This window comes from Centipeda felix (assembly GCF_900186465.1).
Classification (GTDB): Bacteria; Bacillota; Negativicutes; order Selenomonadales; family Selenomonadaceae; genus Centipeda; species Centipeda felix.
In genome coordinates, this window is sequence record NZ_LT891959.1 from 671,787 (window position 1) to 696,064 (window position 24,278).

Below are 24,278 nucleotides of genomic sequence, written 5' to 3' on the forward strand. Positions count from 1 at the left end.
CCCTTTTTACAGGTTTTGTTTTACAATATTTTGAAAGAAAGGCGTGAAGGCTTTATGTTTTTTAAGAAAAAAACACTGGAAGACTTCAGTGCCCAGCGTAAGGACAGCGGTATGATCCGAACGCTGAGCACCATGGATCTGACCTTCCTTGGCATCGGCGGCATCATTGGCTCGGGCGTGTTCGTTCTGACCGGTATTGGTGCGGCACGCTATGCGGGGCCCGGTATTGTTCTTTCCTTTATTGCAGCAGGTCTCCTCTGTATGCTCGTCGGTCTCGCCTACGCAGAGCTGGCATCGCTCATCCCGGCGGCGGGCAGCGCATACGCCTATACGTTTGCCTCCCTCGGTGAGGGCATGGCGTTCCTCTGCGGATGGTCGCTGATCATCGGCTACATCGTCACCGCGAGTGCGGTTGCCGTCGGATTCTCCGCCTACTTCTCCGGGATGATGGCATCCCTCGGCATGGAGATACCGAAGGCACTCCTTACGACGCTCCCTGAGGGCGGTATCATCAATCTGCCCGCTGTTGTCATCACACTTATCATCGGCGTCATCCTTGCTCACGGTACGAAGGAGAGCTCGCGTCTCAACACGATCCTCATCTCGCTCACGCTGTGCGCGATTGTCGCCTACGTTGTTGTCACGACGCCCCATGCGGTAGCGGCGAACCTCGATCCGTTCCTCCCGTTCGGTGCCGGCGGCATCATGGCAGGCGCAGCGGTCGTGTTCTTCTCCTTCATGGGATTCGATACGGTCGCAACCTCCGCCGAGGAGTGCAAGACGCCGGAGAAGAGTCTCCCGATCGGCATCATCGCATCGGTCTTTGTCTGCCTCTGCATCTACTCCGTTGTGGCACTCGTCCTCACGGCGACGATCCCCTACACGGATCTCGATCGCGCAGATCCTGTCGCCTACTGCCTGCGCCTCATCGGCTACACGAGTCTCGCAAACCTCGTCACGGTTGGCATCCTCTTCGGTATGATCACGACCCTCATCGTTTACATCTTCGGTCAGGCACGCGTCTTCTTTGCTATGTCGCGTGACGGTTTCCTCCCGAAGTCGATGGCAAACATCCATCCGAAGTATGGCACGCCGTACTTCATCACGCTCGTCGGTTCGGCGCTCATCGCGTTCATCGCAGGCTGCGTGCCGATGCTCTACATCGTTGAGCTCGCGAACACCGGTGTTCTTGCGGCATTCTTCATCGTCTTTGTCGGGCTGATCCAGCTCCGCCGCAACTCCCCCGAGCTGCCGCGCACGTTCCACTTCCCGGCGCTCTACCTCCTCGCACCGATCGGCATGGCGGTCTGCCTGTACCTGATCTGGTCGCTGTCGGCGGTCACGAACATCACGTTCATCGTGCTGATGGTACTTGGCTTCTTCTTCTACAACAGCTATGCGCCAAAGCATCGCTGCTGGGATAAGGCCTCCTCAAGTAGTGCGAACAGTGAATCATCCTACAGTGACAGCACCGCATCGTCCTAAGTATTTTCTCCTGTCGACTGCTAGCTGTTGCAGGAAGACGAAATGTCTTCCTGCAGCAGTTTTTTTGTCCTCTCGCTGCCATGGAAGATAGATTTCACAGCGGACTATGGCACGACGTTTATTTTTGTGTTAAAATAGAAGTGTTTTGAGTAATGTAGGAGAGCGACATGAACGAGCGGTACGGGTGGATTGGTGCGGCACTTTGTCGTGCGTTCGTCCTCATCTGTGCCGCTGTGCTCGTGCTCACTGCGACGGCAGCACTGCTCACGCGTACGGGGATGCCCTTTGCGGGCGCATATACGGGCGGCGTGCTCGCCGCTGCGGTCGGGACGCTCATCGTCTCACGCAATAGTGCACCGCGCGTTCTCCTCCCCTCCCCTGCCATCACGGCATGGCTGGTCTACGAGGAGATCATCGCGCGCGGCATTGCATGGCAGGATGTACTCATTGTCTCTGCCGTCACATCACTCATTGGTGTACTGCTGATGCGCGCCGCATCCATGGGGCGCATGATCGACACACTCCCGCCCGTGATTCGCACGGGCCTCCTGCTGTCACTCGCGCTCGGGATGCTGACGCAGGCGGCGCAGGCGGCACGCATTCTCCTGCCGTCGCCGTGGGCACTCACGATGGGCGGTATGCTCTCCGACCCGCTGACGTACTTCACGCTCGTCGGCGTTCTCCTCATACTCCTGCTCTATGTGCGGCAAAAAGAGCTGGCTCTGCCCATCGGTATTGGCATCGTTCTGCTGCTCACATGGGCGGAGGGGTTCTGGGAAATCCCTGCTGCGCCGTTTTTGCAGCCAGAACTTGCTCTGCCGCTCATGGCAGGAGGACAGGACACACTCAATGTTCCCGCCACCATCGGGCTCGGCATAACACTCCTCATCGCACTCACGGTGGAGAGTGCTGCTGTTCTCTCGGCAGAGGGAGAGCGCCCCCCCGCCAAACCCGACGTGCCGCTCGCACGGCTCTTTGCCATCAGCGGCATCGGCAGTCTCCTCGGCGCATTCCCGCTCAGTATCGCTCCGATCTCTGCGGCACTGCCCGCTGCGGAGGAGCGGCGCATCGGCGGCATCCCGACCACAGCAATGGGGACGGCTCTGCTGCTTTTCCTGCTGCTCCCCTGTGCGCCGCTGCTCGCGGCACTGGCGGAGTTTCCCGCCGCACCGGCGCTTGCTCTTGCCATGCTGGGGCTCATCCTTCTGCAGCGTGCGCTCGTGCAGCTGCAGAGCGCAAAACGTCTCACGCTATACGATGCCGCCGTCCTCGCCGTCTTCGTCCTCGCGTCCTACGACCTGCGAACGGGGCTGACGCTTGCCCTCTTGACATGGGTGCTGCTCATGGCAGCGGGCGGGGCACATCATGCCATACACCGCAGCACGATCGTGCTGACGGTCATTCTTATTCTGTCGCAGCTCTTTCCATGGCTGCCGTAAAGGCACGCAGAGGCTCTCCGCGTGCCCGCAATATGGGAGGTACATTTTCTTGCGTAAGGATATTCTTCTGCGCGGCTCACTCGCCGCAGCCCTTGGTCTTTTCATTCTGACAGCAAACAGCGCCGACGCACGCCGCATCTATGACCCAAATACGGCGACAAAGGTGCACACGGAGCGCGGCACGGACACGTCGACGGACGATTTCCGCGCACGGATCAGCAATCTCATGCGACAAGCAGAGGAGGCAGAGGAAGCAGAACAACATCCGCCCCTCAGCGTCCCCAAGACGCTCTCGGAGTACGATACGGCGATCATCGGAACACCGCTCGCGAGCCAGCAGCAGTGCGTGGACTATCTCCTCAGCGTGAATCCCTATCCCGCCATCTCGGTCTCACCGAAGGAGCTCGTCTCCTACTACTATGAGGAGGGGGAGCGCGAGGGCATCCGCCCCGATGTCGCATTCGCACAGGCACTCAAGGAAACGGGCTTTTTCCGCTACGGCGGTACGGTCACGCCCGACCAGAACAATTACTGCGGACTGGGAACGACGAGCTCGGAGGTCAAGGGCGCGTATTTTGCCACCTCGCAGCTCGGTGTCCGCGCCCACATTCAGCATCTGCTCGCCTACGCCTCCACGCGTCAGCCGGCATTCCCCGTCGTTGACCCGCGCTACAGCCTCGTGCGCAGCGTCTACGGCACGGGTACGCTCGGCAACTGGCAGGATCTGAACGGCCGCTGGGCTGTCCCCGGCGACTCGTACGGTCAGAGCATTCTCTCGATGTTCCGCGCCATCCTTCGCAAATAGAAAAGGAGTACGGATAGATGATTACCGTCAACAATCTCAGCCTGCAGTTCGGCAAGCGTGTCCTCTACAAGGATGTCAATCTGAAGTTCACCCCCGGGAATTGCTACGGCATCATCGGCGCGAACGGCGCGGGGAAATCGACCTTCCTCAAGCTGCTCTCAGGCGACATCGAGCCGACGAGTGGCATCGTGGAGATCACGCCCGGGGAGCGTCTCGCCGTCCTGCAGCAGGATCACTATGCCTACGATGAGGTCGAGGTCTTGCGTACGGTCATCATGGGACACGCGCGTCTCGTGGAGATCATGGACGAAAAGGATGCACTTTACGAGAAGCCCGATTTCTCCGACGAGGACGGGATGCGCGCCTCGGAGCTCGAGGCAGAGTTCGCCGAGCTCGACGGCTGGAACGCAGAGACGGAGGCGGCACAGCTGCTGAACGGTCTCGGCGTCTCGGACGACAAGCATCATCTCAAGATGAACGAACTCACCCCATCGGAAAAGGTACGCGTCCTGCTCGCACAGGCACTCTTCGGCTCGCCCGACATCCTCCTGCTCGATGAGCCGACAAACCACCTCGACGTTGCCTCGATCAACTGGCTCGAGAACTTCCTCGCGGACTTCCCGAACACGGTCATCGTCGTCTCGCATGACCGCCACTTCCTCAATCAGGTCTGCACCTACATCTGCGACGTGGACTTTGGCAAGATCTCGCTCTACGCCGGTAACTATGACTTCTGGTATCAGTCCAGTCAGCTCGCGCTCCAGATGGCAAAGGATGCGAACAAGAAGAAGGAAGAGAAGATCAAGGAACTCCAGACCTTCATCCAACGCTTTGCCGCAAATGCCGCAAAGTCCCGTCAGGCGACCTCGCGCAAGAAGCTGCTTGAGCGCATCACACTCGACGACATCAAGCCGTCGGCACGCCGCTATCCGTACATTGCCTTTACCCCCGACCGCGAGGCGGGCGATCAGCTGCTCACCGTCGAGGGGCTTTCCAAAGAGCTGGACGGCCGTCAGCTGCTAAAAAATGTCAGCTTCACCCTCAAGAAGGGTGACAAGGTCGCCTTCGTCGGGCCAAACGGCGCGGCAAAGACAATGCTGTTTAAGATCCTCATGGGCGAGGAGGAAGCGGACGAGGGCACGTTCAAATGGGGCGTCACAACGACGCAGACCTACCTTCCCTCAGATAACTCTGACTACTTTGACGGCGTAAAGCTCAACCTCGTGGACTGGCTGCGCCAGTACTCCAAGGATCCGGACGAGACATTCGTGCGTGGCTTCCTCGGACGGATGCTCTTCTCGGGTGAGGAGAGCCAGAAGCGTGCCGAGGTGCTCTCGGGCGGCGAGCGCGTCCGCTGCATGCTCTCGCGCATGATGCTCTCGGGCGCGAATGTGCTCATCTTCGACGAGCCGACCGACCATCTCGACCTCGAGTCGATCACCGCCCTCAACAACGGTCTGATCTCCTTCTCGGGCACGATTCTCTTTGCCTCGCGCGACCATGAGTTCACACAGACGGTCGCGAACCGCATCATCGAGATCACGCCCGTCGGCGTCGTGGACCGCATCTCGACCTACGACGAGTACTTGAGCAACGAGACGGTAAAGCAGCAGCTCGCGGAGAAGTACAAAGCGGCAAAGTAAGTGACGAGATGCTGGATCATGCGGGCATGATCGTCAGGTATATGAACCCATACGGGGGGAGGTGAGATGATGCTCGGCGCACTGCTGCAAGGCACCGAAAACAAAAACGCCGCACTGCGGCTGCGTGAAATGGTAACGGTACTGCGCCGTCACGACATCGTCCACGGCCTTACACCGGAGAAATTGCGCGCCATCTTCGAGGATCTCGGCCCCACATTTGTCAAGTTTGGCCAGATCATGAGCATGCGCCCTGACTTTCTGCCGACGGAGTACTGCGATGAGCTGATGAAGCTCCAGACGGCAGCACGGCCTCTTGCCTTCCCCATCATCCTCTCCATCGTCGAGCAGGAGTACAATCGCGACTGGAACAAGGTCTTTCGCACGATCGACAGCACGCCGCTCGGCTCTGCCAGCATCGCGCAGGCACACCGCGCCACACTCGCCTCGGGCGAGGAGGTCGTCATCAAGGTGCAGCGTCCCGGCATCCACGAGATCATGCGTACTGACCTCACGCTCATGAAGCGTGCCGCCACTCTCATCCGTCTCGTCAGCAGCGACGATGTCGTAGACTTTCGCACGCTGATGGACGAGATGTGGAATATCGCCAAGCAGGAGATGGACTTTCTCATCGAGGCGAGCCATATCGAGGAATTTACGCATCTCAATCGCGATAATCCCTTCGTCTCATGCCCGCGCGTCCTGCGCGATCTCTCAACGCAGCACATCCTCGTCATGGAGTATATTGACGGCATCCCGCTCGACCAGACGGATGCTCTCCACGCCGCAGGAGTCAACGTCACTCAGGTCGGGCGGCGGCTCGGCGAGAACTACGCCAAACAGATCATCGAGGATGGATTTTTCCACGGAGATCCGCATCCCGGCAACATCCGCATCCGCAACGGCAACATCGTCTGGCTCGACCTCGGCATGATGGGGCGTCTCAGCAACCGTGACCGCACGGCTCTGCGGCGCGCGATCATGGCACTCGCCACGCACGATACCTTCGAGATGAAGGCAGCCATCCTCGCCCTCGGGATCGTCAAGGGACGCATCGACCACGCGCAGCTTTATCAGGACATCGATGTCATGATGGAGCAGTACGGCTCGCTCGACTTTACCGACGTACACATGGGCGTTCTGACGAATCAGATTCTCAGCATCCTGCGGATGCATCACATCGGCTGTCCGAGCGGACTTGCTATGTTTGCACGCGGTGTCATGACCGTTGAGATTGTCATGCGCCGCTGCGCGCCTGAGGTCAGCTTCCTTGAGATCTTTGCGCGCAGCCTTTCCCTTGGGATTGTGCAGGGCATGACGTGGCGCGAGGGGCTCTCAAAGGCACGGCAGGAGGGCATCATGCTCCTGCGCAAATCCGTGCAGATCCCGGAGCAGCTCGCCGACCTCCTCAAGATGACCATGGGTGGGCAGACGAAGCTCAACATCGACCTCACGGGGTCAGAGGAGCCTGTACAGCGTCTCGATAAGATGATCAACAAACTCATCATCTCGCTCCTCTGTGCGGCACTCCTCATCGCATCGAGCACGATCTGCACCACGAATATGCAGCCGCAGATCGGCGGCATTCCCCTCCTCGGCATTCTCGGCTATCTCATCGCATTCATCCTGAGCCTGCGGCTCATCTGGGACATTCACAAGGGAGTGTAGAGCTATGCGCGGCATACGCGGCGCCATTACCGTTGGGCGCAACGAAAAGGAAGAAATCTGGCAGGCGGCACAGGAACTCGTCACGGAGATTCTGCGCACGAACAATATCACCTCCGCTGACATCGGTGCTGCCATCTTCAGCGTCACCGAGGATCTCACGGCGGCATTCCCCACGGCGGGCGTGCGCCGCATCCGCGGATTCGACCTCGTTCCCCTCTTTGACGCGCGCCAGTGCGCCATCGAGGGCAGCCTCCCGCGCTGCATCCGCGTCCTTCTCCTCGTCAACACGGATCTGCCGCAGAGCGACATCCATCATATCTATCTGCGTGCAGCGGCAGAGCTGCGGCCGGATTTGGAGAGTTAGGCAGATCATTTGATCCGAGGTAATGCGCATGGATATGGAACAAAAGAAACGTCGATACCTTGAGAAAATCAAACAGCTTCGGTTGATGGATGACACGTTCTTTAACACCTGCTTTGATGGAAATATCCCCTGCATGGAGGTCGTACTCCGTGCTATCATGGGAAATGATCGTCTACGCGTGACAGAAGTTATTACCCAGCAGAGTGTGCCAAATCTCTATGGACGTGCCGTATGATTCGACGCACTTGCGACCGATGGCGAGACCATTTACGATGTGGAGATACAACGCAGCGACGAGGGGGCAATTCCACGTCGAGCGAGGTTCAACAGCAGCATGATTAATTCGCGTGAGGTCAGCAAGGGAACACTCTTCCCCGATCTGCCGGAAACCTACGTCATCTTTATCACCGAACATGACGTATGGAAACGTAGCAAACCGCTCTACAAGGTGCGTCGAACCTTCGAAGATACTGAGGAGATATTCGACGACGGTGCTCATATTCTCTATGTCAATGGAGAATGCCGGAGTGAAAGCTTGCTGGGGCGTCTCATGCATGACTTCTTTTGCAGTGATCCAAATGATATGTACAGCGATGTACTCGCCGAGCGCGTACGCTTTTTCAAAGAAGACGAAAAGGGGGTTGCAGCTATGTGTAAGATAATGGAAGAAATACGAAAAGACGGAGAAGTTCAGGGGGCAGAAACGGAGCGCCTAAAGAACATCAAAAGTCTCATTCAGCGAATGGGGGTTACTGCCGAGGTCGCAATGGATGCACTAAACATTGCAAAGGACGATCAACCAAAGTATCTGGCACTCCTCTAATGAGGAAGTCTGCGTCATTTGTTGCATACACATATTTTACGTCAGAAGCCGGTGTTTGAAGACACTGGTTTCTGTGCTTTTTGCACAAAATTGAGGCTGCTGCACGTTTGTTTCGTGCAACAGCCTCTTTTCTCTATCGTGAATTGTATCTAGTTTTACTACGCAATCCCTCTGTGCGACGGTTCTCTGCTCACCGTTTGCGCATCCACGCGGGAATGTCGATGATGTCCGTGCCGCCTGCACCGCTGTTCGGTTCAACGACGTTCATGCGGCTCTGCTGTCCGCCGGAGGGCGGAACGATCGCAGCGGCGGGACGCGCCTGTGCCTGCGGCTGTGCGGGACGCGCGGGCTCCTTTGGCGTACTCGATGCACTGCCGAGCCCCGGCATGCGGATCCAGTCCTCGGAGATGCCTGTCGTCGTCTCTTCCTGTGCCGCAGCGGTACCGGGTGCGCTCCCCGCGCTCGCGCCGAAGCCCGTCGCGACAACGGTGACGCGGACGCTGTCCTCCAAGCTGTCATCGACACCGATACCCCAGATGATGTTCGCCTGACGGCCGTTTGCCGCATTCGTAATCATGCTGTTGAGCCACTCAGATGCCTCGTTGACCTCGAACATGCTGAGGTTCTTCGATCCCGTAAAGTTGAGGATGACAGAGGTCGCGCCTTCGATGCTGGTCTCAAGGAGCGGCGACTCGATCGCCGCCTTTGCTGCCGCAACGGATGCACCCTCGCCGCGCGCCTCGCCGATGCCCATGATCGCAGCACCGCCGTTTGCCATGGTCGTATGCACGTCGGCAAAGTCGAGGTTGACGACGCCCTGATTCGTAATGAGGTCGGTGATGCCCTTGACGCCCTGCCAGAGGACGTTATCCACCTTGCTGAATGCCTCGGTGACGGGCGTGCTCTTGTCGATGATCTTCATCAGGCGGTCGTTCGGGATGGTGATGATGGTATCAACGTGCTGCTGCAGGTTCTCGATGCCCGAGTCTGCGTTGCGCGCACGCGTCATTCCCTCATAGGAGAAGGGACGCGTCACAACGGCGACGGTCAGTGCGCCGAGTTCACGCGCGCACTCCGCCACGACGGGAGCTGCGCCCGTTCCCGTGCCGCCGCCCATACCAGCCGTGATAAAGACCATATCCGCACCGCGCAGTGCCTCTAGTATCTGCTCGCGGCTTTCTGTCGCCGCCGCCTCGCCGATCTCCGGGCGCGCACCTGCACCGAGTCCGCGCGTACGCTTCTCGCCGATCTGGATACGGACAGCCGCCTTGGATTGGAGCAGTGCCTGCGAATCCGTATTGATCGCCACAAACTCAACGCCCTGCAGACCGGAGTCGATCATGTTGTTGACGGCGTTTCCGCCGCCGCCGCCGACGCCGATGACGATGATCTTTGCGAGCTCTTCAAAGTTATCATCCATTTCGAACACAGTCTCAGCCTCCATGTAGGATTTATCACAGAATCTATCAATAGACAGTATTTTTCCTCGTATATTTTACCATGAAATCCGCTACATTTCTATAGTGTAGAAAAATTTTTACAAACCGATGTGAATGCGCTCTGCGTTCAGGGATTGCGCAGCATGGACTTGTGTCCACCGCCGCGATAGTCGCGCAGGAGATAGCGGCGCAGCATGGCGAGGTTCTTGAACATACGGAAACCGAACGCAAGCAGGGCGACGTAGTACAGGTCGATGCCGAGGCGGTCGCCGATAAAGACGAGCGCCGCCGCGAGCAGGGTGTTCGAGAAGAATCCCGTCACAAAGACGCGCTTGTCGAACCGCTCGGAGACGACGGCGCGCAGTCCGCCGAAGGCGGCGTCGAGGGCGGCGACGAGGGCGACGGAGAAGATCTTCGAATACGCAACGGGAATGACGAGCGGGCTGCTGTAACCGATCACGAGCCCGAGGAGAACGCTGACGATGACGATGTAGATCATTTGCTTTCCTCCTCACGCTCTGCTGTCTCACGGGCATAGGACTGCCGTATGCTGCCGCGGTACGGTGGGATATAGACATCGTTGCTCGCCTTGATGTCGAGCTGGATGCCCCAGACGCCGAGTGTCTCCGCCACGCCGCCGCGCATGCGCAGAGCATTTTCGAGAGACTTCTTATCGCCGATGGCGCGAATCTCAAACGGTGCGGACGAGCGCACGTTGTTCACGGAGAGGGTCGGCCCCGCACAGCGAATTTCGGATGTCCCCGTCAGGCGCTGTCCATTGATGGCGATGGCCTCTGCGCCTGCAGCGCGCAGCTCGTTGACGACACGCAGGAGGTCGTCGTCATGGATGACATAGAGATTCGGGTTCTCCCCCGCCTTGACGGGCTTCGTGCTGTCGTCCATGCGCACGACCACGCCCTCACCCTCGAGTGGCACGAGTGCCGCGCGATAGCGCAGGAGATCCTTATCCTGCTGATTGTCCGTACTCACCGCCGCTGTCTGCATCTTGTGCAGTTCCTCACTCAGTTCGTCGCGCTCGTGCTCAGTCTGGAGCAGACGGTCGGAGATCTCCTCGATGCGCTGCTGGGAGAGACTTCCCTTCGCGTCCTGCGCCGTACGGAACTGTACGGCGACCATAAATCCAATCAATACACAGACGAGGGCGATGAGCCACCCGCCGCGCCGGAATTGTTCCATTTATTTTCCCTCTGCTGTTTTGTCTGCCAGCTTGATGAACGGCGCATCATAGCTGAAATCCACATACTCAACGGTATGCCGTGTGGTTTTCTGGTCGCGCAGGAAGTCCTGTGTCAGTGCCGCCTTGTCCGGGATCCCCGTCAGCTGCCCGAGGCGGATGGGGAGCGCCGTCTTGGTATAGGCGACGACGGCGTCCGGATTTCTGAGGCTGACCTCCGAGATCTCGCCGATGTCTGCGGGGTCGATGCGCGCGAGGAAGCTGATCGCCTGTGCGACCTGCGGGTCGTTGTTGTCGTCGCCGATGTAGAGGTCGCGCAGCTTGACACCTGTGATGATTGGAATGTCCGCGCCCTTGAGCGAGCGATAGCTCGCAATCACCTTGCCCTGTCGGTCAAAGTCGAGATAGCCGTAGTCACAGGCGACCGTCGCGACGGGAATGCGCTCGACGATGTCCATCTCGATCTTGTGCGGCAGCTGGCGGCGGACGACGGCGGACTCGATGCGCAGGTCGCGCAGGAGATTCGTCGTCATCTCGTCGGTTTTTAGCTCAAAGAGCCGCTGCCCGTAGTGGATCCGTGCGATCTCACAGAGCTCATTCTCATCGAGATGCACGTTTCCATGGACGACGAGCTGCTGAAAGGTGAAGAGCGGCGAGTACACGAGGACGGCAATGATGCCGCTCGCACACAGGAGGTAGAACGCCCCGCGCAGGATGCGACGAGAGCTCATCGCCGATACCCCGCCAACGCGAGGATCCTTTCGCACAGCTCGGGGAACTCGATGCCGAGCGCACGCGCCGCATCCGGGACAAGCGAGGTCTCTGTCATGCCCGGTACGGCGTTCAGCTCAATGACGTAGGGACGATTCTCTGCGCTCAGCAGGAGATCAACGCGCGCGAGACCGCTGCAGCCACAGGCGGCGTACGCACGGCGTGCCAGTTGCTCGACTTCGCTGCGGCACGCATCGGAGAGCGGTGCCGGGACGATATGTGTCGATGCCCCCGGGGTATACTTACTGTCGTAGTCATAGCGTCCCGAAACAGACCGGATCTCGATGACGGGCATGACCTCTGCCGCGGCTGGAGTACCCCAGACAGCGACGGTCAGCTCTCGCCCCTCGATGAACTCCTCGACGAGCACCTCATCCCCGTAGGAGAACGCCGCATCGAGCGCTGGCGAGAGCTCCTCGTCCCGCGTGACGATGTAGACGCCGATGCTCGACCCCTGCTCCGGTGCCTTGACGACGAGCGGCAGGGAGAATGCAGTCCGTATCTCACGCGGCGTATCCGCCGTGCGCTCGCTCGCATAGAAGCTCATGCAGCGCGGCGTCGGGATGTCCTCGGCGGCCAGTACGCGCTTTGCCATGATTTTATCCATGGTCAGCGCAGCGGCGCGCACACCAGAGCCCGTATACGGAATGCCGAGCATGTCGAGCGTGCCCTGCAGGATGCCGTCCTCGCCGTATTTTCCATGAAGGGCGTTGAATACAATCGCGGGATGGAGTGTCTGAATCTCCTCGGCAAAGGTTGCGGGGTTCAGCTCCATGCCGACGGCGGGATAGCCCTTGGCGCAGAGTGCCTGCAGGATGGCAGCACCCGAGCGGCGCGAGACCTCTGCCTCGGAGGAGGGGCCGCCCATGACGACGACGATCGGATACGCATCCGACTCCGCGATACCTGCCGTCCCCGCTGTTCCTGCGCGCAGCTGCGCGACGAGTGTCTCACCGACCTCGAGGATGTTGCCCGCGCCCATCGTGATGACGAGGTCGCCCGCACGCACCTGCTGGGCGAGATAGCGTTCGAGATCCGCACGGTCCGGCAGGTAGACAACGTCCTGTCCCGTCTGACGCACGACTTCCTCCATCACGGTCTCACCGCTGATGCCCGGAATCGGTGTCTCTCCCGCCGCATAGACATCCGTGATCAGAAGCAGGTCGGCATCCGCAAAGCATTTTCCAAACTCCGCGCGCAGGAGCTGTGTCCGCGAGTAGCGATGCGGCTGAAAGACGCAGATAAGCCGCTCGGGGTTCGTCTGCCGTGCTGCCGCAAGGGTGACGGCGATCTCCGTCGGATGATGCGCATAGTCGTCCACGACCCAGACGCCGCGCTCCTTTCCCTTCGTCTGGAAGCGACGCTTCGCACCGTGGAACTGGGCGAGTGCGTCACAAATCGCAGGGAACTCCACACCCGCGAGGCGCGCAACGGCGATACAGGCGAGCGCGTTGAGGACGTTGTGGCGCCCCGGAATATTGAGCAGCACGCGCCCCATCTCCGTCCCGCGCTCATGAACGGTAAACGAGATCACAGAGCCGCGCGTCTCGATGTTCGATGCGCGGTAATCCGCCTCATGGTCGATGGCGTAGGAAACGACCTTATGCGCTGTCTCGCGTGCGATATTGCGCAGGATTTCGTTTTCAAAGCAGAGCACTGCCGTCCCGTCCGTATCCACCTGCTCGATGAACTGACGGAATGCCGCGATGATCTTCTCCATCGTTCCGTAGTGATCCATGTGGTCGTCCTCGACGTTGGTCACCACGGCGATATGCGGACGCAGCTTGAGGAAGGATCCGTCGCTCTCGTCCGCCTCCGAGACGAGGTAGCGGCTCGTGCCGAGCTTCGCGTTCGTCCCGAGATCGGGCACCTCACCGCCGACGATGATGGTCGGCGATACGCCGACGTGGTCAAGGGTTACGCCGATCATCGAGGTCGTCGTCGTCTTGCCGTGCGAGCCCGCGACAGCGATGCCGTCGTACTCGTTGACGAGTGCCGCATTGATGTCCGAACGATGGAGCTTGGGGATGCGCAGATCCCACGCTGCAATCACCTCGGGGTTATCGTACGGGATCGCCGTGGAGACGACGATGGCATCTGCGCCGCGCACGTGCTCCGCATGCTGACCATCCGTCCACACATGCGCACCAAGACGGGCAAGCTCGCCGATGAGCGGAGAGTTGCCCGTGTCCGAGCCGGATACCGTGTAGCCGAGCTGGAGGAGGATCTTGGCCAAGGGGCTCATCCCCGCCCCGCCGATTCCGACAAAATGAATCTTCTGAATCCCCTTCAATTCCTTGAGCAACGTATTCACCCTTCTCTTTTTCCGATACGCAGCGCGAGTGCTGCAATTTCCTCTGCCGCCTCAGGTTTTCCGAGGCGTTTCATCGCCGCCGCCATCGCATCTCTGCGCGCGTCGTCGGCCAGCAGACGGTCAAGTGCCGCCGACAGCACCGTGCCGTCGAGGCTGCGGTTGAGGATCACCTCAGCTGCGCCCGCCGCCTCCATGGCGCGTGCATTCTTCTCCTGATGATTCTCCGCCGCATACGGATACGGGATGAGGATCGCGGGCACCCCCCGTGCCGCAAGTTCCGCCAGCCCTGTCGCCCCCGCGCGAAAGACGGCAACATCCGCCATCGCCATCGCCTGCGGCATATTGTAGAGATACGGCACAACGCGCAGATGCGGATACTGCGATACATCGACGCCCGCATTGCGAATGCGCGCGCACGTATCCTCGTACTCCTCCGCGCCCGTGACGTGGAGGTACTGTACCTCTGTCTGCTGCGCCGCGAGGCAGATTACCTCGACCATGGCACGGTTGATCGTACGCGCCCCACGGCTGCCGCCCGAGACGAGCACCGTCTTTTTCGACGGATCAAAGTCAAACGCCGCCGCACCCTCCGCCCGCGTTGCTGTGAGCACCTCGGGACGGATGGGGTTGCCCGTGACGTAGGTCTTTTCCGCGGGAAAGACGCGCCGCGCATCCTCCATCCCGACGGCGATCGCCGTCGCAAAACGGGAGAGGATACGGTTCGTCACCCCCGCCACGGCGTTCTGCTCCTGCACGAGCGTCGGGACGCCCGCGAGACTCGCCGCGAGGAGAATCGGCCCCGCAACGTAGCCGCCCGTCCCGATGGCGATATCGGGATGAAAGCCATGCACGATGCCGCGCGCCCGCGCAACGGCACGCACAGCACGCCATGCCCGCAGTACATTCTCGAACGAGAGATGCCGCTCGAAGCCCGCGAGATCGACGGCGATGAAGTTCAGCCCCTCGCGCGGCACGATGTCCGCCTCCAGACCGTGGGGGGTACCGACGTAGAGGATGCGTGCCGACGGCTCGCGCCGCTGGATCGCGCGGATAATCGTGAGTGCAGGGTAGATGTGACCGCCCGTGCCGCCGCCCGATACGATGATGTTCATAGTTCGTTCACAAGCCTCTTGAAATCGCGCCCGCGCTCCTCGTAGCCGCCATACATATCAAAGCTCGCACAGGCAGGCGAGAGGAGGACGATCTGCCCCTCCACTGCGAGCTCGCGCGCCAAATGCACGGCCTTTTCCATGTGGTAGCCGACGCGGTGGATCTGTGCCTCCGGAATGCCCGCATCCCGCGCGGCTGCCGCAAACCGCTCTGCCGCATCACCGACGAGGATCAGCTCATCGACGCGCGCGTGCACAAGCTCCATAAACTCCCCCAGATCGGTCAGCTTGTCGTCGCCGCCCGCGATGAGGATGATGTGTCCGTCGAACGCCTCAAGTGCCTTGATCGCGGAGTCCGTATTCGTCGCCTTCGAGTCGTTGTAGTAGCTGACCCCCGCGAGTGCGCGCACAAACTCGATGCGGTGCTCAACGCCCTTGAAGGCGCGCAGAACGGGGCGCATTTCCGCGGGCGTCACTCCGGCAAAGAGCGCCATCGCCGACGCCGCGAGTACGTTTTCCACGTTATGCGCACCGGGGATGCCCAGTTCATCGGCGGGAATCAGGACGTGCTCCGCACCGTCCCAGCGAATGACGATCATGCCGTCCGCACGGACGCACGCCCCCTCCGCCAGTTCCTCCCTGCGGCTGAACAGGCAGACGCGCCCCGCCGCGCGCTCTGCCATGCCGCGCGTGTGCGGATCATCGGCGTTCAGTACGAGATAGTCCTCCGCCGTCTGCGCGGCGAAGAGCTTTTCCTTCATCGCCTGATAGACCTCCATCGAGCCATGGCGCACGATGTGATCCGGCGTGATGTTCAGCTCCGCGACAATGTGTGCATGAAAATGCGTGGTCGCTTCCATCTGATAGCTTGAGATCTCAGCGGCAATCGCTCCCTCGGCTGGCGTCTCCTGTGCCACGTCGATGAGTGGAACGCCGATGTTGCCGCCCACGCCGACCACAGGAAAATGCGCGTGCAGAAGCTCGCCGAGCAGGGTCGTCGTCGTCGTCTTGCCGTTCGTCCCCGTGATGGCGCAGATCGGCGCACGGGCGATCTCGCCCGCCAGCTCCACCTCGGTCGTGACGCGGATGCCGCGCGCGCGCGCCGCCTGTACGAGGGGGATGCGCTCGGGCACGGCAGGGGAAAGGACGAGGAGATCCACCCCGCCGAGCAGTTCTTCCCTTTGTGCACCAAAGACGCAGGTGATGCCCTGCGCCCTTAAATCCTCAATATGCTGCTGGGTGAGCGGATCGCGTTCGGCGTCCGTCTCGTCCTTTGCGTCCGAGAGCACCACCTGTGCGCCCTGAGCCGCCAGATACTTTGCCGCCGCAAATCCACTGATACCCGCGCCGATGACGAGTGCCGACTGATTATGATAGGACAATTCCCGATATCTCCCTTGGTAAATCATTCAAAAGTTTGCGTAGCGCAGAGCGCTACGACACGAGCACAAGTACCCACGCGAGCAATGCGCCGAGGGCACCAACGCCCCAGAACGTATAGACCACGCGTGTTTCGCGCCAGCCGCCGAGCTCGAAGTGATGATGAATCGGGCTCATGCGGAAAATCCGCTTGCCGCGCGTCTTGAACGACGCGACCTGCAGAATGACGGAGAGTGCCTCACAGACGAAGATAATGCCCACGATGGGCAGCAGTGCCTCCGTCCGCGAGAGAATCGCTATGCCTGCGAGCGCACCGCCGAGGGCGAGCGAGCCCGTGTCGCCCATAAAGATGCGTGCCGGATGATGATTATACCATAAAAAGCCGACGCATGCACCTATTATTGCGGCGGAAAACGCCATCAGGCTGCTGTCCGTCCCATAGAGGAGCATTGCATAAAAGAGTGCGGCGACCGCCACGGTTCCCGCCGCCAGACCATCGAGACCATCCGTCAGGTTGACTGCGTTCGACGTGCCCACGAGGACGAAGACGACGAGGACGTAGTACCATGCGCCGATATCGAGCGACGTTCCGAGGACGGGCACCCAGACGCTCGTATCATGCCCGAGGAGATGTCGCCCAATGAGGATGGTGACAAGGGCGATACCGAGCTGTCCGAGCAGCTTCTGATAGGCGCGCAGCCCGAGGTTGCGCTTCTTGACCACCTTGATGTAGTCGTCCGCAAAGCCGAGCAGGAAATGCCCGAGAAAGATGAAGAGCGCGAGCAGCGTCGTCACCGTGAGCGGTGCGAAGAGCAGCGTTGCCGCGGTCACGGCGAGCACGATCATCACGCCGCCCATCGTCGGCGTGCCGCTCTTCTGCTGATGGCTCGCGGGCCCCTCCTCGCGGATGCTCTGCCCGTATTTCAGGCGGTGCAGGAGCGGCAGAAAATACACACCGCTGAAGAGCACGATGGCGAGTGCCGTCACAGCGGACAGCAGGAGACGCAGCTGTGGGCTCAGGGATTCGAGGAGGGCTTCCATCAGTGCGCTCCCTCCCCCGTCAATGCAGCGATGATCTGCTCCATGCGCATCCCGCGCGAGCCCTTAAAGAGGACGGTGTCGCCGTCCATGAGATGGCTGCGCAGATAGGCCGCCGCATCGGCATGGGAGGCGGCATGATAACAGGCCGGGCAGCCTGCCGCCTCTGCTGCCTCATGCGTCCACTGCGCCTGTTTTCCATAGGTCACGACCATGGCAAACCCCAGCTCCGCCGCCCGTCTGCCCACGTCACGATGTGCCTTCTCCGCCGCTGCGCCGAGCTCGAGCATATCCCCGAGCACGGCAATGCGCCGCCCGGGGTAGAGTGCCGCTGTCGTCTCAAGTGACGCGCGCATCGAGGAGGGGCTGGCGTTGTAGGCGTCGTTGATCAGCGTCCACGCGCCGACCTGATGCACCTCATAGCGCATCTTCTCCGCCGTGAGGTGGGTCAGTCCCACCTGCATCTCCTGTGGCGTCATGCCGAGGACAAAGCCCGCCGCGAGCGCCGCCAGCGCGTTGCTGACATTATGCCGTCCCGGCAGAGGAATGGCGTATTCATGACGCTCGCCGTCCCATGTCACCATGAAGCGCGAGCCGTCTGCCATGCACTGCAGTGCCTCGGCACGCACATCCGCAGCAGCGGAAATGCCATACGTCATAACGCGCACCCCATCCGCCGCACTGCTGCGCATTGCCGCGACACGTGAGTCGTCAGCGTTGAGGATCACTGTGCCGCCGGCGGGAATCGCCGTCACCAGCTCCGCCTTTGCCTTGGCAATGTTCTCGATCGAGCCGAGGAGCTCCATGTGCACCTCGCATACATTCGTTACAATGCCGATCGAGGGTGCGGTGATCGGCGCGAGCGCTGCGATCTGCCCCATCCCACGCATCCCGATCTCAACGACCGCCGCCGTGTCCTCCGGCGTGATGCCGAGCAGCGTCAGCGGCAGGCCGACCTCATTATTGTAGTTTGCCGCCGTACGGCAGACCTTGCCGCGCCCCGAGAGCACCGCCGCCGTGAGATCCTTCGTCGTAGTCTTGCCGTTCGAGCCCGTAATCGCAACGACGGGGATGTCGAACTTCACGCGCCATGCGTGCGCGATGTCCTGATAGGCGCGGAGCGTATCCTCTGCCACGAGGACGCCGCCGCGCGCCGTATCGAGCGCCGTCAGTGCGGCCGCAGGTGTCTTCTGATCGACGAGAACCGCCGCTGCACCGCGTTCAAGTGCCTCTGCCGCAAACGCCGTGCCGTCAAAGTGCTCCCCGCGCAGCGCGACAAAGAGATCGCCCGCCACGACCTTGCGCGTGTCCGTCGTAATGGGCAGAACCGTATCCCCTGCGACGCCCCCACGACGAACAGACGCCCCCGTCGCCGTGCAAATCTCGTCCCATGTCAGTCCGTTTCTCATGCCCTGCTCCTTATCGCCTCACGCGCCTGCTCTCGGTCGTCGAAGTGAATCGTTCCGTCCTTTAGAATCTGATAGGTCTCATGTCCCTTGCCGAGGATGACAACCGTATCCCCCGCCTGTGCGCGCCCTATGGCATGGAAGATCGCCGTACGGCGGTCCACGATCTTTTCGTACGGTTTATCCCCAATCACAGGGAGCACGCCGCGCTCCACCTCATCCACAATCGCGGCGGGATCTTCCGTGCGCGGATTGTCCGAGGTCAGAATGGCGATATCCGCCATCTCCGCACCGATACGTCCCATGATGGGGCGTTTCGTCCGATCACGGTCGCCGCCGCAGCCAAAGACGGCGATGATGTGCCCCTTCGTCACCGCGCGTGCCGTGCGCAGGACGTTCTCCATCCCGTCCGGTGTATGCGCATAGTCCACGATCACAGCGAAATCCTGCCCCTCGCGCACGAGCTCAAACCGTCCCGGCACACCCGTAAACGCCGTGAGTGCGGCGGCAATATCCGTCGCTGCCACTTGCTCGGCGAGGCTCGCACCGACGGCAGCGAGCACATTGTGCACGTTGAACAGCCCCGTGATACCCGTATGCAGGTGAAAGAGGCGTTTCCCGCCATGCATCAGCGTCAGCTCCATGCCGTCGCACGCGAGCTGCACATCCTGTGCCGTCAGATCGGCCGGATGGTCAACGCCATAGGTGATGATCGGGCAGCGCGTATAGGCGCGCATCGTCTCGGATGCCGCATCGTCAGCGTTCAACACTGCCGTCTTGCCCTCCTTCGCACCGGGGGCGGACACGAGCTCAAAGAGATGCGCCTTGGCGCGCGCATAGTTCTCCATGGTTTTATGGAAGTCAAGATGATCTTGCGTCAGATTCGTAAAGACCGCCGTATCGAACTCAATTCCTGCCACGCGCCCGAGTGCAAGCGCATGAGAGGATACCTCCATGACGACCGTATCCATGCCGCGCGTGCGCATTTCGGCAAGCATCTGCTGAAGCACGATGATGTCAGGCGTCGTATTCGACGTCGGCAGTACCTCGTCCTCGATCATCGCCTGGATCGTCCCGATCAGCCCGACACGATGCCCCGCATGGCGCAGGATGGCGCGCACGAGATAGCTCGTCGTCGTCTTACCGTTCGTCCCCGTGATGCCGACGACACGCATGGCACGCGCCGGGTAATCATAGAAGAACGGGACGATCGTGTCCAACGCCTTCTCCAAATTCGGCACGTAGAGGACGGCGACCCCTGCGGGAACATCCACCGAGGCCCGCTCTGTCAAAACAGCGCGGGCTCCTGCCCGCGCCACATCTGGTATGAAGCTGTGTGCGTCGACGTGCGCGCCGACGATGCAGGCAAAGAGTGTGCCCTCCCTCGCCCTGCGCGAATCACGCTCAATGGACGTAATCTCCGTCTGCGCATCCCCCACGATGCGCGCTCCCGGCAGGAGTGCGGCGAGTTCCTCCAAACGCTTCGTCATAGAACCTCATTCCCCTTCATGCGAAAAATACGTATTGCGCGGCACGCGCATTCCGAGCCGGTCGACAGCAATCGACTCGATGCGCGACGGCGATTTCAGCTGAGCGATCTCGATCTTGAGCCGCTCGTTCTCCTGCTCCAGTTGGTCTGCTTTCTGGCGCGTCTCGAGGAGGGTGTAGCCGCTCTGTGCACCGATGCCGCCGAGCAGCGTCACCACCATGGCGCCGAATGCGATGAGGAAGAAAATGGCGCGCAGGCAGTTCCGCAGATTCGTATTCAGTTCATGACGAATCAGCGGTTCCTTCGGGGGCTCCATCATCTCCGTCGGAGCCGACGCGGGCTCATGACTGAGATACTCTTCTTTCTGCGCCAACATGTGCGCTCCCTCCTATCGCTTGATCTTTTCTGCCACACGCAGCTTTGCACTGCGCGCGCGCGTATTCACACGGCACTCGGCGGCACTCGCCGCACGCGCCTTACCGATGAGCCGCACCTCGGGCGTATGCCCGCAGACACAGATCGGCGTATGCGGCGGACAGATGCAGCCCTGTGCCAGCCGCCGCAGTGTATTCTTTACGATGCGATCCTCGAGGGAGTGAAAGGTGATGACCGCGAGCCGTCCCCCTATCCTCAGGGCATCTACGGCAGCTGTCAGCGCCCCCTCCAAAATCCCGAGTTCATCGTTGACCTCAATGCGGAGTGCCTGAAACACTCGCTTGGCGGGATGTCCGCCGCGCGCGCGCACCTCCTTCGGTACAGCGCGGTCAATCACGGCAACGAGGTCTCCTGTCGTCGTGATGGGATGCGTCTGGCGCTCCTTTTCAATAAAGGAAGCAATGCGCTTTGCCCAGCGTTCCTCTCCATAGGTGTAGAAAATCTCCGTGAGCCGCTCCGCCGTATAGGTATTGACCACATCGTACGCACTGCGCCGCGCTCTCTGATCCATGCGCATATCGAGCGGTGCGTCCTGCATATAGGAGAAGCCGCGCTCCGGCGTATCGATCTGCGGCGACGACACGCCGAGGTCAAAGAGCGCGCCGTCCACGGAGGAAACGCCCTCTGCCGCGAGGATCGCGGTGAGATGGCGAAAGTTATCCCGCACGAGGGAGACCTGACAGCGGACATCCGCCAGCCGCTCACGCGCGGCGGCAATCGCCGTCTCGTCCTGATCGATGCCGATCAGGCGGCCCTGCTCCGACAGCTGCGCGGCAATACGCTGTGCATGCCCCGCGCCGCCGAGCGTTGCATCCACATAGATGCCGCCGGGGACGACGTTCAGCGCGGCCACTACCTCCTCCGGCAGGACGCTCACATGGTGAAATTCTGTCATATCGTAATCCCGTAGCCCGCCAGCTGCGTCGAGATCTCCGTGATGTTCGGATCGACCTCACCTGCATAGCGTGCCCATTTCTCCTTCGCCCAGACCTCGATGCGCGTATCCGCGCCCGTGAGGATCACATCCTGCTTCAGCCCGATGTCCGCATAGTCACGCAGATTGGCAGGCACGAGGAATCGCCCCTGTTTATCACATTCGAGCGTCCGCGCCCCCGCGATAAAAAAGCGCACAAAAGCGCGGGCATTCGGATCGGCAATCGAGAGCGTCCGCAGCTTCGCCGTGAACTCATCCCACGCTGCCTGAGGAAAGAGAAACAGGCTGCCGTCAAGGCCCTTGGTGATGATGAACGAGACTCCGAGTTCCTGTCGAAAATCGGCAGGCAGGATGACGCGGCCCTTGGCATCAATGCTGTGGGTATACTCCCCCATGAACATCCGGCCGCACCACCTTTCAGGATTCTATCGCCACTATATGACACAATTCACCACAATCCACCACTTTTATCTACAGTTATAGCAAAAATAGGCATTTTTTTCAAGAAAACACACATTCGGTTTTCTTGGTATACAATGGATGAAATCTTCTGTAAGCCCTAATATACAAGACTTTCTTTCCATTTCTCGGAGATGAGACAAACATAAAAAAGGACTTACCTCCTACTGGAAGCAAGTCCTTTTTATGCTGTCGTTCAAACGAGATCGTGTGCGATCATGTATTCTGCGATCTGGAGTGCATTGAGTGCCGCGCCCTTGCGGATCTGGTCGCCGCAGATCCAGAAGTTCAGCGTATTCTCCTGCGACTCATCGCAACGCAGACGGCCGATCTCCACATCATACTTGTTCGAGGTGAAGAGCGGCATCGGATACTCCTGCTCTGCGGGGTTGTCGCGCAGGATGATGCCCGGAAACGCCGCAATCGCCGCACGCGCCGCCTCAAGCGTCACCTTGTCCTCAAACTCGACGTTGACGGACTCGGCGTGGCTGCGGTAGACGGGTACGCGCACCGTCGTCGCCGTGATGCGCATACGGTCGTCGCTCATGATCTTCTTTGTCTCGTCGATCATCTTCATTTCCTCTTTGGTGTAGAAGTTGTCCTTGAAGACGTCGATCTGCGGGATGAGGTTGAACGCGATCTGATAATGCTTCGGCAGTTTGCCGACGGGCAGAACCTTTGCCACGGGCTCTTTGCCGGAGGCGAGGGCTGCCACCTGCTCCTCGAGCTCCGCCATGCCCTCCTTGCCCGCACCGGAGACCGCCTGATAGGTCGACACGACGATGCGGCGGATCTTCGCGATATCGTAGAGCGGCTTCAGCCCCATGACCATGATGATGGTCGAGCAGTTCGGGTTCGCGATGATGCCCTTATGCGCCTTGATGGCCTCGGGGTTGACCTCGGGAACGACGAGCGGCACCTCCGGGTCCATGCGGAAGGCACTCGAGTTGTCGATGACGATCGCCCCTGCCTTGACGGCGTGGGGAGCAAACTCCTTGCTTGCCGCACCGCCCGCAAAGAGCGCGATGTCAATTCCCTCAAAGGAGTCCGGCGTCGTCTCCTGCACCGTGTACTCCTTGCCCATAAACGCGATTTTCTTCCCTGCGGAGCGGCTGGACGCGAGCAGCCGCAGCTCCGAGAACGGGAACTTTCGCTCCTCGATGAGTGTCAGGAATTCCTGTCCGACCGCGCCCGTTGCGCCGAGTATTGCGACACGATATTTCTTCATATTCTTCCCCTTACAGCAGCTTATCCAATCCGACCGTGAGCGACGTGAGTGAGCGCACCTTCTTCGCGGCGAGCACGACGCCCGGCATGAACGACTCACGGTTGATCGAGTCGTGGCGGATCGTGAGGGTCTGCCCGAGCCCGCCGAAGATGACCTCCTGATGTGCGACATAGCCTGGCAGGCGTACGCTGTGGATGTGCATGCCCTCAAAGTCCGCGCCGCGCGCACCGTCGAGCGTCTCCTTCTCGCAGGGATGCCCCTGCTCATGCGCCTCGCGCATCTCGGCGATCATCTCCGCCGTCCGCACGGCTGTGCCTGAGGGTGCATCGAGCTTGTTGTCGTGGTGCAGTTCGATGATCTCCACCTCGGGCATGTATTTCGCCGCCATGCGGCTCATCAGCATCATCAGCACCGCGCCGATGGCAAAGTTCGGTGCGATAAACGCCGGCGTATCATTCTTCTCTGCCGCCGCCTTGATCTCCCGCTGCTGCTCCTCCGAGATGCCCGTCGTCCCAACCACGGGTGACACTTTATGCGTGAGTGCCAGCAGCACATTCTGATAGACGACATCGGGGCGTGTGAAGTCGATCATCACGTCCGGATGCAAGCGGTCGAGTGCTGCCGCGAGGTCGGTCTCCACGAGCACGCCGTTCTTCGTCAGCCCTGCGAGTTCGCCGCTGTCGCCGCACGCATTGATGTCCACCGCACCGACAAGCGTCAGCTCTGGATCCTCGATCACGGCTTTCAGCACTGCGCGTCCCATGCGTCCGCAGGCACCATTGACCAAAACATTTGTCAAGGCAATCCCCTCCTATGTTATCATCTGTCCTATTCTATCGCAGAGAATCCACCGCTGT

Annotated in this window: 22 protein-coding genes and 1 pseudogene; 8 read left to right on the forward strand and 15 right to left on the reverse strand. The window is 60.5% G+C overall.

What is annotated here, in order from left to right:
• Positions 1-54 precede the first annotated feature (54 nt).
• The 8 genes and pseudogenes from C1713_RS10570 to C1713_RS10600 all read left to right on the forward strand — a co-directional run.
• The gene (locus C1713_RS10570) at positions 55-1,485 is read left to right on the forward strand and encodes an amino acid permease (RefSeq protein WP_102493879.1); all 1,431 of its coding nucleotides are present in this window, start codon (positions 55-57) and stop codon (positions 1,483-1,485) included.
• A gap of 167 nt (positions 1,486-1,652) precedes the next feature.
• Positions 1,653-2,924, forward strand: a complete 1,272-nt coding sequence (locus tag C1713_RS10575) for a nitrate reductase (protein WP_102493880.1) — start codon at positions 1,653-1,655, stop codon at positions 2,922-2,924.
• Positions 2,925-2,973: 49 nt separating this feature from the next.
• Positions 2,974-3,729: a glucosaminidase domain-containing protein gene (locus C1713_RS10580; protein WP_102493881.1), complete on the forward strand. Its 756-nt coding sequence runs from the start codon at positions 2,974-2,976 to the stop codon at positions 3,727-3,729.
• Positions 3,730-3,746: 17 nt separating this feature from the next.
• Positions 3,747-5,372 carry an ABC-F family ATP-binding cassette domain-containing protein gene (locus tag C1713_RS10585; protein WP_102493882.1) on the forward strand — a complete coding sequence of 542 codons (1,626 nt, stop codon included), beginning with the start codon at positions 3,747-3,749 and terminating at the stop codon, positions 5,370-5,372.
• A gap of 69 nt (positions 5,373-5,441) precedes the next feature.
• Positions 5,442-7,037, forward strand: a complete 1,596-nt coding sequence (locus C1713_RS10590; RefSeq protein ID WP_102493883.1) for an ABC1 kinase family protein — start codon at positions 5,442-5,444, stop codon at positions 7,035-7,037.
• A gap of 4 nt (positions 7,038-7,041) precedes the next feature.
• Positions 7,042-7,401, forward strand: a complete 360-nt coding sequence (gene aroH / locus C1713_RS10595) for a chorismate mutase (RefSeq protein ID WP_102493884.1) — start codon at positions 7,042-7,044, stop codon at positions 7,399-7,401.
• A 28-nt stretch (positions 7,402-7,429) separates the two neighbouring features.
• A complete protein-coding gene (locus C1713_RS12505; protein WP_245871108.1) occupies positions 7,430-7,636 on the forward strand; it encodes a hypothetical protein in 207 nt (68 codons plus the stop codon).
• Between the two features lie 27 nt (positions 7,637-7,663).
• Positions 7,664-8,224 (forward strand): annotated as a pseudogene (locus tag C1713_RS10600) (Rpn family recombination-promoting nuclease/putative transposase); the annotation flags it as partial.
• A gap of 190 nt (positions 8,225-8,414) precedes the next feature.
• On the opposite strand, the gene ftsZ reads toward C1713_RS10600, so the two are convergent.
• From ftsZ to dapB, 15 genes are all read right to left on the reverse strand, one after another.
• Complete coding sequence (gene ftsZ, locus C1713_RS10605; RefSeq protein ID WP_009442975.1) at positions 8,415-9,668, reverse strand: cell division protein FtsZ; 1,254 nt, start codon at positions 9,666-9,668, stop codon at positions 8,415-8,417.
• 122 nt (positions 9,669-9,790) lie between these two features.
• Positions 9,791-10,162 (reverse strand): small basic family protein, encoded by a 372-nt coding sequence (locus C1713_RS10610; protein ID WP_009442976.1) that lies wholly within the window; start codon positions 10,160-10,162, stop codon positions 9,791-9,793.
• The gene (locus C1713_RS10615; protein ID WP_102493885.1) at positions 10,159-10,860 is read right to left on the reverse strand and encodes a DUF881 domain-containing protein; all 702 of its coding nucleotides are present in this window, start codon (positions 10,858-10,860) and stop codon (positions 10,159-10,161) included. The genes C1713_RS10610 and C1713_RS10615 overlap by 4 nt, the downstream gene beginning before the upstream one ends.
• Complete coding sequence (locus C1713_RS10620; protein ID WP_009442978.1) at positions 10,861-11,589, reverse strand: cell division protein FtsQ/DivIB; 729 nt, start codon at positions 11,587-11,589, stop codon at positions 10,861-10,863. It lies immediately after the preceding gene.
• On the reverse strand, positions 11,586-13,934 hold the full coding sequence (gene murC, locus C1713_RS10625) for a UDP-N-acetylmuramate--L-alanine ligase (RefSeq protein ID WP_102493886.1): 2,349 nt from the start codon (positions 13,932-13,934) through the stop codon (positions 11,586-11,588). Before murC ends, C1713_RS10620 begins: the two co-directional genes overlap by 4 nt.
• A 5-nt stretch (positions 13,935-13,939) precedes the next feature.
• Positions 13,940-15,055: an undecaprenyldiphospho-muramoylpentapeptide beta-N-acetylglucosaminyltransferase gene (gene murG, locus C1713_RS10630; RefSeq protein ID WP_102493887.1), complete on the reverse strand. Its 1,116-nt coding sequence runs from the start codon at positions 15,053-15,055 to the stop codon at positions 13,940-13,942.
• A complete protein-coding gene (gene murD / locus C1713_RS10635; protein ID WP_102493888.1) occupies positions 15,052-16,434 on the reverse strand; it encodes a UDP-N-acetylmuramoyl-L-alanine--D-glutamate ligase in 1,383 nt (460 codons plus the stop codon). Before murD ends, murG begins: the two co-directional genes overlap by 4 nt.
• A gap of 52 nt (positions 16,435-16,486) precedes the next feature.
• Positions 16,487-17,473: a phospho-N-acetylmuramoyl-pentapeptide-transferase gene (gene mraY / locus C1713_RS10640; protein WP_009442982.1), complete on the reverse strand. Its 987-nt coding sequence runs from the start codon at positions 17,471-17,473 to the stop codon at positions 16,487-16,489.
• Positions 17,473-18,879 (reverse strand): UDP-N-acetylmuramoyl-tripeptide--D-alanyl-D-alanine ligase, encoded by a 1,407-nt coding sequence (locus C1713_RS10645; RefSeq protein ID WP_102493889.1) that lies wholly within the window; start codon positions 18,877-18,879, stop codon positions 17,473-17,475. The genes mraY and C1713_RS10645 overlap by 1 nt, the downstream gene beginning before the upstream one ends.
• Positions 18,876-20,366 (reverse strand): UDP-N-acetylmuramoyl-L-alanyl-D-glutamate--2,6-diaminopimelate ligase, encoded by a 1,491-nt coding sequence (locus C1713_RS10650; protein WP_102493890.1) that lies wholly within the window; start codon positions 20,364-20,366, stop codon positions 18,876-18,878. The genes C1713_RS10645 and C1713_RS10650 overlap by 4 nt, the downstream gene beginning before the upstream one ends.
• A gap of 6 nt (positions 20,367-20,372) precedes the next feature.
• Positions 20,373-20,741: a cell division protein FtsL gene (locus C1713_RS10655; protein WP_009442985.1), complete on the reverse strand. Its 369-nt coding sequence runs from the start codon at positions 20,739-20,741 to the stop codon at positions 20,373-20,375.
• Positions 20,742-20,753: 12 nt separating this feature from the next.
• Positions 20,754-21,695, reverse strand: a complete 942-nt coding sequence (rsmH, locus tag C1713_RS10660) for a 16S rRNA (cytosine(1402)-N(4))-methyltransferase RsmH (RefSeq protein WP_009442986.1) — start codon at positions 21,693-21,695, stop codon at positions 20,754-20,756.
• Positions 21,692-22,135, reverse strand: a complete 444-nt coding sequence (gene mraZ / locus C1713_RS10665; protein ID WP_009442987.1) for a division/cell wall cluster transcriptional repressor MraZ — start codon at positions 22,133-22,135, stop codon at positions 21,692-21,694. Before mraZ ends, rsmH begins: the two co-directional genes overlap by 4 nt.
• A 254-nt stretch (positions 22,136-22,389) precedes the next feature.
• Entirely contained in the window at positions 22,390-23,421 is a 1,032-nt protein-coding gene (locus tag C1713_RS10670; RefSeq protein WP_102493891.1) for an aspartate-semialdehyde dehydrogenase, read from the reverse strand.
• Positions 23,422-23,431: 10 nt separating this feature from the next.
• Complete coding sequence (gene dapB / locus C1713_RS10675; RefSeq protein WP_050342958.1) at positions 23,432-24,220, reverse strand: 4-hydroxy-tetrahydrodipicolinate reductase; 789 nt, start codon at positions 24,218-24,220, stop codon at positions 23,432-23,434.
• Between the last annotated feature and the right edge of the window lie 58 nt (positions 24,221-24,278).